The sequence below is a fragment of the Bacillus toyonensis BCT-7112 genome (assembly GCF_000496285.1).
Taxonomy (GTDB): Bacteria; Bacillota; Bacilli; order Bacillales; family Bacillaceae_G; genus Bacillus_A; species Bacillus_A toyonensis.
In genome coordinates this window covers 3,634,950-3,648,052 of record NC_022781.1, presented here as the reverse complement: position 1 = coordinate 3,648,052, position 13,103 = coordinate 3,634,950, and the positions used below count along the sequence as shown (strand labels likewise).

At 35.5% G+C, this 13,103-nt stretch carries 14 protein-coding genes; 7 read left to right on the top strand and 7 right to left on the bottom strand.

The genetic code is table 11. The features are described 5' to 3' along the window. Positions 1-22: 22 nt before the first annotated feature. Genes ecsC through ecsA form a run of 3 tightly spaced genes read right to left on the bottom strand, consistent with a single transcriptional unit; the run spans position 23 to position 2,691 of the window. Complete coding sequence (gene ecsC / locus BTOYO_RS18640; protein WP_000634139.1) at positions 23-730, bottom strand: ecs operon protein EcsC; 708 nt, start codon at positions 728-730, stop codon at positions 23-25. Positions 731-743: 13 nt separating this feature from the next. Further along, positions 744-1,955 (bottom strand): ABC transporter permease, encoded by a 1,212-nt coding sequence (locus tag BTOYO_RS18635; protein ID WP_001089110.1) that lies wholly within the window; start codon positions 1,953-1,955, stop codon positions 744-746. After that, on the bottom strand, positions 1,948-2,691 hold the full coding sequence (gene ecsA, locus BTOYO_RS18630) for an ABC transporter ATP-binding protein EcsA (protein ID WP_001292604.1): 744 nt from the start codon (positions 2,689-2,691) through the stop codon (positions 1,948-1,950). The genes BTOYO_RS18635 and ecsA overlap by 8 nt, the downstream gene beginning before the upstream one ends. Before the next feature lie 559 nt (positions 2,692-3,250). Between ecsA and BTOYO_RS18625 the strand changes: the two genes are divergently transcribed. The 3 genes from BTOYO_RS18625 (at position 3,251) to BTOYO_RS18615 (ending at position 5,119) form a co-directional block, all read left to right on the top strand. Further along, positions 3,251-3,685 (top strand): HIT family protein, encoded by a 435-nt coding sequence (locus BTOYO_RS18625; RefSeq protein ID WP_023441176.1) that lies wholly within the window; start codon positions 3,251-3,253, stop codon positions 3,683-3,685. 216 nt (positions 3,686-3,901) lie between these two features. Continuing rightward, positions 3,902-4,264, top strand: a complete 363-nt coding sequence (locus BTOYO_RS18620) for a YtxH domain-containing protein (RefSeq protein ID WP_000030306.1) — start codon at positions 3,902-3,904, stop codon at positions 4,262-4,264. A gap of 297 nt (positions 4,265-4,561) precedes the next feature. After that, complete coding sequence (locus BTOYO_RS18615) at positions 4,562-5,119, top strand: HTH-type transcriptional regulator Hpr (RefSeq protein WP_000834919.1); 558 nt, start codon at positions 4,562-4,564, stop codon at positions 5,117-5,119. Between the two features lie 5 nt (positions 5,120-5,124). Here BTOYO_RS18615 and BTOYO_RS18610 read toward each other — a convergent pair whose 3' ends face one another. After that, positions 5,125-5,460 (bottom strand): DUF1878 family protein, encoded by a 336-nt coding sequence (locus BTOYO_RS18610; RefSeq protein WP_000383648.1) that lies wholly within the window; start codon positions 5,458-5,460, stop codon positions 5,125-5,127. Between the two features lie 118 nt (positions 5,461-5,578). Here BTOYO_RS18610 and BTOYO_RS18605 point away from each other — a divergent pair, with 118 nt between their 5' ends. From BTOYO_RS18605 to BTOYO_RS18590, 4 genes are all read left to right on the top strand, one after another. Beyond that, the gene (locus BTOYO_RS18605; RefSeq protein WP_000172690.1) at positions 5,579-5,773 is read left to right on the top strand and encodes a hypothetical protein; all 195 of its coding nucleotides are present in this window, start codon (positions 5,579-5,581) and stop codon (positions 5,771-5,773) included. 424 nt (positions 5,774-6,197) lie between these two features. Next, positions 6,198-7,061: a peptidylprolyl isomerase PrsA gene (gene prsA, locus BTOYO_RS18600; RefSeq protein WP_000710079.1), complete on the top strand. Its 864-nt coding sequence runs from the start codon at positions 6,198-6,200 to the stop codon at positions 7,059-7,061. Between the two features lie 419 nt (positions 7,062-7,480). Then, positions 7,481-9,814, top strand: coding sequence for an RNA polymerase recycling motor HelD (gene helD, locus BTOYO_RS18595; RefSeq protein WP_001035450.1), 2,334 nt, complete (start codon positions 7,481-7,483; stop codon positions 9,812-9,814). A gap of 85 nt (positions 9,815-9,899) precedes the next feature. Next, positions 9,900-10,463, top strand: coding sequence for a hypothetical protein (locus tag BTOYO_RS18590; RefSeq protein WP_001017091.1), 564 nt, complete (start codon positions 9,900-9,902; stop codon positions 10,461-10,463). A gap of 110 nt (positions 10,464-10,573) precedes the next feature. Here BTOYO_RS18590 and BTOYO_RS18585 read toward each other — a convergent pair whose 3' ends face one another. The 3 genes from BTOYO_RS18585 to BTOYO_RS18575 are packed head-to-tail and all read right to left on the bottom strand — an operon-like array spanning position 10,574 to position 12,789. Beyond that, positions 10,574-11,836 (bottom strand): FtsW/RodA/SpoVE family cell cycle protein, encoded by a 1,263-nt coding sequence (locus BTOYO_RS18585; RefSeq protein WP_001034607.1) that lies wholly within the window; start codon positions 11,834-11,836, stop codon positions 10,574-10,576. Positions 11,837-11,843: 7 nt separating this feature from the next. Continuing rightward, positions 11,844-12,251 carry a PadR family transcriptional regulator gene (locus tag BTOYO_RS18580; RefSeq protein ID WP_000390175.1) on the bottom strand — a complete coding sequence of 136 codons (408 nt, stop codon included), beginning with the start codon at positions 12,249-12,251 and terminating at the stop codon, positions 11,844-11,846. A 4-nt stretch (positions 12,252-12,255) separates the two neighbouring features. Further along, complete coding sequence (locus BTOYO_RS18575; RefSeq protein ID WP_000344000.1) at positions 12,256-12,789, bottom strand: sigma-70 family RNA polymerase sigma factor; 534 nt, start codon at positions 12,787-12,789, stop codon at positions 12,256-12,258. Between the last annotated feature and the right edge of the window lie 314 nt (positions 12,790-13,103).

Sequence of the window (13,103 nt, the reverse complement as noted above, 5' to 3'; positions counted from 1 at the left end):
ACACATGTAGGACGCCTTCTTTTTAATCCCTATTCAACAATCGCATACGATAACAATTCATCGTCACTTCTCCAAGTCTTTGCAGTAATTGATAGTTCGCATATGCGCCGACCGGGGCACCGATTATCGGTACGAGCTGAAGCATTTTTGCTAAATCGATATAGTCTCGGTACTCTGTTTGGAACTTTTCCCAGTCCATATGATTTTCTTCTTCTGTATCCCACGTTTCGATGGCTTTCCATATTTCTTTTCGATGATCATCACTTGAAAAGGCGAGTTGGAAAACGTGAAGGATAAAAAGGCGCTCTTCTTTGTTACTCGTATCAAATCCGTACAACGTTGCTGCATCGAATAAAAATTTAATTTTAATGCCGAGTAAAAGCGGAAAGTCAGCAAGGCCAAGGAGAATACCACCAGCTCCAGTCCCAGCCCCTTCCGCCGCTGCTATTTTTTTGTACTCATCCATTTTTTTGCGTACTTCATCGTCACGTCTTTGCAGTGACCATGTCGTCTCTTTTAATTTCGGCTTTATAAAGTTTGATCCGGCGCTGATCGTTTGCACCATCATACGAATCGTCTCTGTTAACACCTTTTGTACTTTCGCCGGAATGAGCTGTTGTACTTTCGTCTGCACTTTTTTGGAGAACCGTGTCATCATAGAAGAATCTTTCATGAATGTAGCTTTCCACTGCTCCAATTCTTTTATAACCTTCTCTTCATATGTAATCATAGGTTCATTCCTTTCAATTTAAACGCTCAATGCGCTTCGCCCCGTATTGGTAAACGAAACCGATACTAAATAATATGCTTACGATAAGTAAAATTCCTGTCATCATGAAATCTTTCGTTGCTAGTGCAAATATAACTGTAAAGATTACGCTCCCGATGATTAGAATCGCGTTTAATAAAGTAAGAAAATCTTTCTTCTTTTCATCTACCTTTACTGGATACAAATCAAGCCAAATTTTCATGCGGTGATGTTTCCATAAAGTTAATAGCTGATAGCCGATTAAGTATAGGAAGATAAAACTCACGATGAATCGTCCATATAAAAATGGAATGAAGTAAAGAATAACTCCTCCAAGAGCGAGCAAACGCACATATAATCCAAAATAGTTACCTGATCTTAAAAATGTTCTCGTATATAAGTATAAATATGTACGCTTTTCGCCGATTATCGAAAGAATGAAATCAAGCCATTTCTTGCGGGATACTCTCTCTTTTAATGCTGGTACATCAACGAACATATTCGCAATGCGGTACAGTAACATCATCTTTTTACCTTCTTCAGAAATTAAATACTCCCAGTTCAGTGGCTTCCCTTTCACCATTTGATGCATGATAGCAAGGTATAACACCATGAATAGAATAATTCCGCCAATAAAAAGAACTGAAGTACGTTCTACAAGGAAATATACAAATAAACCGTTTAAGATAAAACGTATGAACCAATCCGCCTTTTGTACATTTTGATCTGTTAAAAAGGACTTTTCCCACGCTATAAATAAATTCCAAGCTTTCACAATAACAAACGCGATTACAATCCATATGTAAGCCGCTCCTGTTTGCTTCATTTGCTGGAAGTATAACGGGGCAAGCGCAGCTGCTACGATTGCGATTATGTATAACTGAATCATAAACGTAAAGAGAAAGGCCTTTGTGAAGTAAGGCTTTAGCTTCTCTTCAACTGGCAGTAAGTAAACAAGGTCTGCTTCTTTTAATAACGTTTGCATTGATCCAGCTGTTAAAACTAGTCCAATTAACACTGCCATCACGAGCGCAGTTGGAAACGAAGGTGTTAACGTTTGTAACCATTGTTGGTAATAATACGCTCCCGCACCAATGATAAACACGAAAATAAATTTCAAATGATCGTTAAATACGTATTTACTATATGTACGAACTTCTTTTAGAAAGTGACGAAATCGTTCTTTCCATAATGCTGTACTATTCATAATCTTCTTCCTTTGTTAAGGCAATATAAATATCATCTAACGTTGCACCTGGCATATTAAACTGTGATTGCAGTTCAGATAATGTTCCCATCGCTCTTACTTCGCCTTGATGTAAAATAATGAACGAATCACAATAACGTTCTGCCGTCGCTAAAATATGTGTACTCATTAAAATACCTGCGCCGCTCTTTTTCATTTGATCCATCATTTGAAGTAGAGATTGAATTGCTAACGGATCCAGTCCAACGAAAGGTTCGTCTACTATGTAAAGAGATGGCTCCACTAAAAATGCACTCATAATCATTACCTTTTGTTTCATCCCTTTTGAGAAATGAGATGGAAACCATTTTAAACGATTTTTCATACGAAATTCTTGTAATAGTTGTCCTACACGTTCTTCGTACTGTTTTTCATCGACACCGTACGCCATCGCTGTTAATTTCAAATGCTCTTCTAGCGTTAGCTCATCATATAATACCGGTGTTTCTGGAATGAATGAAAAGCTAGAACGGTACGCTGTCATATCATCACGAATTGTTTTCCCATTAATTGTGACAGTTCCTTTTTTCGGTTCCATTAAACCGATAATATGTTTAATCGTCGTACTTTTACCAGCCCCATTTAAACCGATTAAGCCGACAAGTTCGCCTTTATTAACAGAGAACGAAACGTCTTTTAATACAGGTCGTTTCGTATATCCTCCTGTAACATTTTCTACACGCAATAACTCGCTCATACGACACCACTTTCTTCATTAGTATTCATTCTATATTCATCTTACCAAAAATTGCGCTGTACTACATAGTATCGATGTGTTCAAAAAAAATTTAAATTTGTTAGCATATATTTTTACGAAAGCGGACATCATAATTAGTGAAGAAGGAACACATTGAAAAAGCAACCACCAATTGATGAGTATAACAACATAGTGAAGTCATCATGAAATGGGGTGTCCATGTTGGACAATGAAATTTACACATAACCAGATTATTTGTTTCATTTTCGAAACGGGGTGTCTCCGAAAGAGCATATACTGTTTTAAAAAATAAACAATTTCATTTTAAAAAGATTGCAATTCATTTCACTTGAAAATGGGGTGTCTACGGCAGAAACTTTAGCCGATTTACCATGCATTTCTTAAATAAATGGGGTGTCTGCGAAACGTAAATTACGATAATGCTTTTTCAATCCCTCTTCAGAAAACAGGAAGCTGACTCAGCTTCCTGTTTTTCGTGTTTGTTCTCTTATGTAATTATGGTAAAATACGGCTAAGGATATTTGAAAGGATGAGATCAATGAATCATACAGCAGACAATTGTATTTTTTGTAAAATCATTGACGGGCAAATCCCTTGCTCAAAAGTATACGAAGATGAACATCTGCTTGCATTTTTAGATATTAGTCAAGTAACAAAAGGACATACTCTTGTTATTCCGAAAGTTCACAAACAAGACATTTTTGCGTTAACGCCAGAAATCGCATCACACATTTTTTCTGTCGTTCCAAAAATCGCAAATGCGATTAAAGCAGAGTTTAATCCAGTTGGCTTTAACCTACTTAACAATAACGGTGAAAAAGCTGGACAAACTGTGTTCCACTTCCACCTTCATTTAATTCCACGCTACGGTGAAAACGATGGTTTCGGTGCCGTTTGGAAATCACACCAAAATGAATATACAATGGAAAATTTACAAAACATCGCAAACACAATTGCAAATAGTGTGAAATAGTGACACTATAAGAAGACGTAATACATAAAACAAGCCAATTCCCCGAAGTAATTACATATTGCAAGGCTTGTTTCTTCACTCCATATACCGGGGTATACTTTTCTGTGCATAGCGCACTTACAAGAAGGAAAAGTTCTCTTTTCTTTCTCTTGTTTTAAAGATATGCATACTATTTCACATCATGAATACGAACGAAAAATAAGGAGGTCTCTTTTTATGTCAAAAGCTAAATCCTTTATTACAGGTGTCCTTTGCGGCGGAGCAGTTGCTGGATTAGCAGTTCTTTTCTCTACTCCTTCTTCTGGCAAAGCCATGCGCGGCAAGTTAAAAGAAAAAGGAAATGATATTAAAAAGACTTTAGCTGATATTACAGCTGATACAAAGTTATTAAAGCGTCAAATCGTTGAAACTGCTTCAGAAGGTAAAGAAGTGTTTCAAGAATTAAAAGACGACATGCAAGACACGCTTTCTAACTGGAAACAAGATATTTCTCAAAACAAGCGCCATATTGAAAAAGAAATTTTGGACATTCAAAAGTCAATTGAGAAACTACAAGAAGCTGTTCCAGAAAAAGCGTAAACAAATTCCTGCTTAGTTTTTGCATATAACAAATATTTTTTATATAAATTGACCTTAACACGGCATATCACATAGATATGCCGTGTTTTTATGCATTTACAATATATGTTAGCCGTTAACATGTAAGGACAACACATGTACTCACGACTCATAAACCGCTTCCATAGTTATGCATGATTTGTATAGAATGTCATTTTTTTAAAAAATTTTCACAATTCTCACAAAAAGACTTTATTAATTTTTATTTTACTGGCATAATAGATAGTAATGAAAAAGAATGTTAAAGTGGGTGAGTAAATGAAAAGTGGAGAAAAAGATTACTCGGTAAAAGAAGCGATGATTTTCAGCCAACGCATTGCTCAATTATCGAAAGCGTTATGGAAATGTGTAGAGAAAGATTGGCAAATGTGGATTAAACCTTACGATTTAAATATTAATGAGCATCATATTTTAACAATCGCTTATCATTTAAAAGGGGCTTCTATTTCTGAGATTGCTAAGTTTGGAGTTATGCACGTATCAACGGCGTTTAACTTCTCGAAAAAGCTTGAGGAACGCGGCTATCTTGTATTCTCGAAAAAAGAAGATGATAAACGAAATACGTACATTGAAATTACAGATAAAGGGGAAGAATTACTACTTCGCTTAATGGAGGAGTATGACCCTGAAAGTAATTCAGTGTTTAATGGGGCTCTTGCACTTCGTAATTTTTATGGGAAGTTCCCAGAAAATATCGAGCTGATTGCTATCTTGCGCAATATTTACGGACAAGACTTCATCGATATTTTTGAGAAATCATTAGAAGATATTGAGGAGAATTTTACGGAATCCGATCAGAAGTTAGTTAAGAAATAATCTATTTATTTTTTCGCACTCATGCGTAAGAATTCATTCATAAGTGGGTTAAATAAACCTTGTTTTGCTAGCGCTTCCGCAGTTTCGTTTACTTCGAGCTGATGTGGAAGCGCTTTTTCAAATTGATCTAACAGCGCATCGAACAATAAAAGGCCTTCTGCTTTCTCCGCTACATATTGTTCGTTCAATGTTTCACAAAGTTTCAGTATACGTTCAATATCTTTTTTACGGGCTTTTTTCTTTATGATTAAAGAATAAAATGGACACTTTTCTTCATCAATCATTTTAAATAGTAGGTCTACGTAGTATTCAGCTTGTTCTAATCTTCTAACAACGTCCATTTTCTCCCTCACTTTCTAACACAAAGTCTTCTATTTCTGAATTTTATAACACGAACAAAATATCGTATGATACAATATATAAAGTATATGTATTTTAGCCAAAAGGAGGTCTCGCCTCATGACACTTATAACAGTTGTTTTTGTCGCATTCGCACTTCTTGTTATATTTTACACGAATTTCATGACACATACACTGTGTGAACGAAAACAAATAGCTGCGAGCCGCCAGCCCGGTGTCTTTCGGGTTATTAATGTATGTATAACAATTTTATTAATTTCTAGTTATATAGAAATTATATTTCATGGAAAGTGAGGAAGGAAAGCCCCTTCCTCACTTTTTTCCTCTATAAGCAAATTATACCTACTATAACCAATAAAATAAACAGTACAAGTAATAAAATAAGTTGAGAATTCATCCCCATCCCCTCCTCTATTCTGTATATGCGGCATCCGCCCAATATGGCACACTTTCAAAATCTGACACGATATGGTTAATTTTTCTTTATCAATATGAAAACGAGTCGAAATATGATATATTAAACTTTGTACATATTGCTTATACTATAGAACAAATAACATCCATCAAAACTTTATCCTCAGCCTCGGTAAGCCCTGTTAAGCGCGCTTTAACAATATAAAAAGCAAAAGTATCAGTGAGACTTAATCGGGCTCTTATGAACTTAAGTTCATTGGTGTAGGATAAATTAAAAATACATAATAGTAGGAGTGTTTATTGAATGAAGAAAGCTATGCTTGCCTTAGCCGCAACAAGTGTAATCGCATTATCAGCATGTGGAACATCATCATCAGACAAAGTTGTTACTTCTAAAGCTGGTGATATTACGAAAGAAGATTTCTACAATGAAATGAAGCAAAAAGCTGGTAGCCAAGTCTTACAAGGTATGGTTATGGAAAAAGTACTTATCAAAAACTACAAAGTAGACGACAAAGAAGTAGATAAAAAGCTCGATGAAACGAAAAAACAAGTTGGTGATCAATTCGATACACTGTTAAAACAACAAGGTATGAAAGAAGAAACATTTAAAAATATGTTACGTGCTCAATTAGCTCAAGAAAAAGCAATTGAAAAAACAATCACTGATAAAGAACTAAAAGAAAACTACAAACCTGAAATTAAAGCAAGCCACATTCTTGTAAAAGATGAAGCTACTGCGAAGAAAGTTAAAGAAGAACTTGGACAAGGTAAATCTTTCGAAGAGTTAGCGAAACAATACTCTGAAGATACTGGTTCAAAAGAAAAAGGCGGAGACTTAGGATTCTTCGAACATGGTAAAATGGTTAAAGAATTCGAAGATGCTGCTTATAAACTGAAAAAAGATGAAGTAAGCGAACCTGTAAAAACACAATTCGGTTACCACATCATTAAAGTTACAGACATTAAAGAGCCAGAAAAATCATTCGAACAATCTAAAGCTGACATCAAAAAAGAACTAATTGCGAAGAAAATGCAAGATGGCGCATTCATGAACGATCTTATGATGAAAGAAATCAAAAAAGCTGACGTAAAAGTTGACGATAAAGATTTGAAAGATCTTTTCGAAGAGAAAAAAGCTGACGAGAAAAAAGAAGAAAAGAAATAATGAAATAAAAAGCTCGGGCTTAGGCCTGAGCTTTTTTGTATACCCTCTTCTCTCGGGAGTTATATCCAGATTCGGTAAATGAAATTATATAGTTGGTCCTCTGAATGAATTATATCAGCGATTTTTCAAATATATCGACCGCAACTTCAATTATATCAGCGATTTTCGAAATATATCGACTTACCGACAAAAAACGACAACAAGCGTGACTCCCTCTACAAAAACAAAAAAACCTTGATCCACGTAGCATGGAACCAAGGTTTATCTTATTATCATTGATTAAATGAAAAAACTATGTTAAATTAGTACAGAAACACATTTTATAAAACGCAAAGAACGTATTTATCCGTATCTTAATTGTACACCAAAACACATCTTCAGTCAACCTCTATTTTTCACTTTTAAAGGAGTGCTACCGTATGAACAAAAAACTTGATCTAGAGCAAAAAAGATTGGATACCGTAATCGAAACGATTACGCAGCAAATTGATAAACTGGAAAACGAAACTGGCAGACGCCGGGCAGAAGTAATCCATATTCGTAAACATTTCTGGGATGACGTGAAAGTGAATACTGATACTTTTGATGATTATCTTGAAACAGTTATCAACTTAAGGCAACAAGCTCAGTCCCTTGCTGTAACACAAATTACACATAAGCACACTTTCAATCGACTCGCTGCACTGAGACGTATGCATAAAGCCCCTTACTTCGGACGCATTGATTTTACAGAAGAAGGTGAACCTGCCGCAGAGGAAATTTATATCGGCGTCGCTACGCTTACCGATGCTAGCGGAGAAAACTTCCTCATATACGACTGGCGCGCACCTATTTCGAGCGTTTATTACGACTATCCACCAGGACCAGCTGAATACAAAACACCAGGAGGCGTAGTTCGCGGTAATGTGGAGAAAAAATTACAGTACATTATTCAAAATGGCGAGATTGATTCTATGTTCGATACGAGCCTTACAATTGGCGATGAAATTCTGCAACAGGCGCTTGGAAAAGGTACGAATAAACATATGCAAAGTATCGTCGCTACGATTCAGCGCGAGCAAAATGAAATTATTCGTCACGATGAAGGCCGACTCCTTATCGTGCAAGGAGCTGCTGGTAGTGGTAAAACGTCAGCTGCCCTGCAACGTATTGCCTATTTACTATATAAATATCGCGAATGGCTAAAAGCGGACCAAATTATTCTCTTCTCCCCTAACTCTATGTTCAACAGTTACGTATCTAACGTACTGCCAGAACTCGGCGAAGAAAATATGCAGCAAGTCACATTCCAAGAATATTTAAACCATAGACTAAGTAAATCGTTTGATGTTGAAGATCCTTATGAACAACTAGAATATATGCTAACTGAAACGAATAGCCCTGCTTATAAAACGAGAAATGCGAGCATTCGATTTAAAGCATCTACTCAATTTTTCGAGATGATTAGAGCGTACAGACAATCTCTTGAATCTTCAGGCATGCTATTTAGAGGAATGAAATTTAGAGGGAAATTGATTGCCTCTGCTAAAGAAATTACAGAGCAATTTTATAATACGGATTCCTCCCTCCGCTTCCATAATAGAATCGAGAAGTTAACAGATTGGCTAAACAAACAAATAGACGCAATCGAAAAAACAGAACTGAAAAAGCCATGGGTAGAAGAAGAAATTGAATTACTTAGTAAAGATGAATATCAAAAAGCTTATAAATACTTACAGAAAAAAGGCGAGTTTGAAGATAACTCCTTTAATGATTATGAGAAAGAAACGAAAGTACTTGGACGTATGATTGTCCGTAAAAAATTGAAGCCGTTACGTAAAGGCGTTCAAACATTACGTTTCATCAATTTTACAGGCATATATAAACAACTCTTCACAGATGCATCATGGGTTACTGGAGAAAAACCGAAAGAATGGGACGACATTTGCTCATTAACTGTGAACATGCTTGATGAAGGAAAATTATATTACGAGGATGCGACTCCATTTTTACTTTTAAAAGAACTAATTGAAGGCTTCCAAACGAATAGATCGATTAAACACGTACTCGTAGACGAAGCGCAAGACTATTCTCCGTTTCAGTTCGAGTTTTTAAAACGTCTCTTCCCTGCCGCAAAAATGACAGTGCTCGGAGACTTTAACCAAGCGATATTTGCCCATGCGAGTGAAACAGTGAACTTCAATACACTTACTAGCTTATACGGACCCGATGAAACAAATGGCATCAACTTAACTCGTAGCTATCGTTCCACAAAACCGATTATTGAATTTACACGCGCTCTCGTACCGGAAGGAAAAAACATTAACGCATTTGAACGTGACGGTGAGAAGCCTACAGTAACGAAAGTAGCGAATGATATCGAACTGCACGACTGTATTTCTTCCAAAGTTGCTGAACTTCAAAAACAACAGCATAATACAATCGCAATTATATGTAAATCCGCAGTTGAAAGTGCCGCTGCCTACGAAGCACTTAATCATATCGAGAATATTAAACTCGTGAAAAGTAACTCCGCCGAGTATGAGCAAGGTATTGTCGTGATCCCGGCTTACTTAGCGAAGGGTATCGAATTTGACGCTGTTATTATTTATAATGCTTCTAAAGATGTGTACAGTGATGAGAGCGTTCGTAGATTGTTTTACACTGCTTGTACGCGAGCTATGCATGAATTACAACTTTATAGCGTTGGCGAGGTTAGTCCTTTTATACTCGGGGCTGCTTCAGAGAGCTTTGAACTTATTACAACACCTTGATACGAATCAAGGTGTTTCTTTTTTATGCAGGATTTACAACTTTAAAATAGAATATATCATTTTAGAAAAAATAAGGAGTGGAAAAATGAATCATTATTTCATTGCTATTTATGACGGTGAGTTTCCTACCGAAAAATTACATACCATTTTACAATTGAACCCCACTTTTATTGATTTAAACGTCCGCACCATTTCAATTTCATCACCAACACTTTTCACATTAGTAGTTGGAGAAGAAAACGATGCACTCACAACTGGACTTACAGATAAATACCACTTATTAACGAAGGAATTACAAGCACTTGAGCAGCAAGAAAAGTACTACTACGTATACGATTATAAAATTAGAAAGACCATCGAGAATCCTACCGAAAAATGCTTTCCATTAGCAAAAATCAATATAAACGTTACGAATTTCCATCAGATGATTCAAAAAGTAAAAGATTTAAAATACCCTGTATTTGCAGGGTATAAAATCATTTCTCATGATTCGGATATACTGACAATTGATGTACTTCTTTCTTCTCATTTATTAGATCCTAACACTTCTGAAAAAGATGCGGAAGAATACGCCTATTTACAACAACTAGCTGAATCAATCTCTCGTTCTGAATTATGTACTTCTATAAAAGCAAGTGCACTTATTTAAACACGAAAAGAGGGTTATTTATCATAACCCTCTTTTGCTATCTATTTACGTTTGTACTTAATCAAAATAGTGAATTCTTTTTACATATAACAAAAACACCTTGATCATCATCAAGGTGTCCTCTTCATTCTAAATGACATACCCTTACGGCGATATACACTTAGTACGATTCCCATTAAAAGCGCATGAAATACAGTTGGTGTTAATCCATAACTAATAAAAGGTAAGGATATAGCAGTAATCGGTAATAAACCTAAAATCATACCAACGTTATAAAGGAATTGCACTACGAAAAGAGTCATGCCTCCAATGAGAAGCAATTTACCATACCGGTCATTTATTTTATAAGATATGACCACTAACCTTACTACAAAAAGAGAAAGGATCAAGACAAGGATTAACGCAAGCACATATCCATAATAGTAAGTCAAACTTGCAAATACAAAATCAGTATGGGCAGCAGGGATTGGCTTTATATTTTCAGATGCGCCAAACCAACCTGTTGAAGACATTACCTCTTTTAAAAGTATATACATAAATCCTTCGCCACCTGCATCATGCCCAGGATTTAAATACCCTAAAATTCTATCTACTTGATATTCTTTTACTGAGAATAAACCAACGAGAGTAAATAAACAAATTGTTACAACAGTAATAACCAATGCCTTTTTCTTCCCTAATTTACTCCACCAAAGCATAACGAATACCATCGTGATATAGATAAAAATTGGCGAAAGCATCGATATGGTTAAAAATAAATATAAAGAAAATAAATATAAAATTAGAAGATGCCTAATCTTTAACCTACCGTTATTGAAAAAAGAAGCCCAGGCTAATAGAAAGAATGGTACTGCCATTAAGCATCCAGTGGCAACGGGATCAATTTTTATTAACGCTTCTCCATTCATTAAATCATTTGAAAAATACCTTGGCAGTACCAAAGTGAGTACCCCAATTGTATAAAACAACCATCCAAATCTCTCTAACTTCCGATAATCAATCAGCATCATCCCTACAGCTGTTGCAACACCGAGAATAACAAAAATCACCTTATTCATTAGTAAATCATTTGTATGTCCAAAAGCTAAAACAGGCAAGAACCCTAATCCCATCGCAATTACTAATAAACTTATAAGGAACCAGTCAACCTTTGGCTTATGCAGTTTGTTAAGCTCTTGCCCAAGTTTAATCGGACTTCCCATTTGTTCAACAGCCTTATCTTCAGCAACTTCCTCACTTAACCCTTTATCCATCCACATATTCTTCGTCTGTTTCAAGTGAAAGTTTAGTTCAGTTGCAACTAAGTCCTTCGCTTCTTTTGATTTAATATGGTTCGTAACTTCTTTTAAAAAATGCTCCCCTTTTTTATTCAATTTTTTCTCACTCCTGTACTAATCCTTTTAATATAAATCGTGCCTTCGTAGCATTCTTCTCTGCTTTTCGCAGCATCTTGTTTCCTTTATCATTTAATTGATAATATTTAGCTCCTTCGTAATCCCAGCTAGATTGGATAAAGCAATTCTGTTCTAGACGATGTAATAAAGTGTATAGAGATCCTTCATCACCTTCGAATTTTTGAATTCCTCTCCCACGTAGTAACTGCATCAATTCATAACCTGTTTTTTCATTCATAAGAAGTTGCAACACTGCTAAAAGGATATCTTCTTCCTTTTCGGACGATTGATTGATTTTTTCGCGTACCCGCTTTCGATGCTGATCAGAAAAACTCAAATGTTTAAAAGTTGTATTCTCCATTGATTTTCGCAAGCCTTTTAATCGATCTTCCATTTGATTATTCCTCCAATCCTTCCTTCAATAGTTCCTTCGCTTTTTTCAGTCTTGTTTTTATCGTGTTTTCCTTCACTTCTATTACCTTAGCAATCTCTTTAATTGATAATTCTTCATAATAAAATAGATAAATTATTTCTCGATATTTTATCGGTAAATTCATTACTGCAGAAGCAAGCCTACTATCCTCTGCATTTTGAATAACAGTTTGTTCCACACTTTCTTTTTGACTCTCCATATACGTAAAGTCATCCTCTGTAACGATAACTCTTTTGTTATACCAACTTTTTAAATAGTCCTTACAATGATTAATCGCAATTCTCCATAACCATGTTTTCACATTCGAATTTCCTTTATATGTATGAAGAGATTTATAGCATTTCACAAATATATCTTGCGTTAAATCCTCCGCAACCTCTTTATTATTCACATATGAATACACAAGCTGCAGGACTTCTTGTCCATACTTGTTCATTATTTCGTCGATAAGGTCCTCCTTATCTTCTATTTCAAACGCTTCTATCGTTAATTCATCCACATCATTTCCTCCTTCCCATATATTAGACGACGCACTGTATGGAAAAGTTTTATAAATTCATAAAAAAATACGGCTGGCAATGTCCATACCGTTTTTTATGAATTTTTATTTGCTTATTGTCCCCACGCACTAATGCTCTGCTTAAAGACAGGAATTTTCATCCATATATCTTGTTCCCTATTTTAAAACATAATACAATTAAAATGTAACTTAATAAGCTATAACTAGTAGGTGTGGTAATCATCTCTTCCATTTTGAAAAAAGGGGGGAGGTGATAAAATGATCGCGATGTTTGTAATCAAATTAGTGTATGG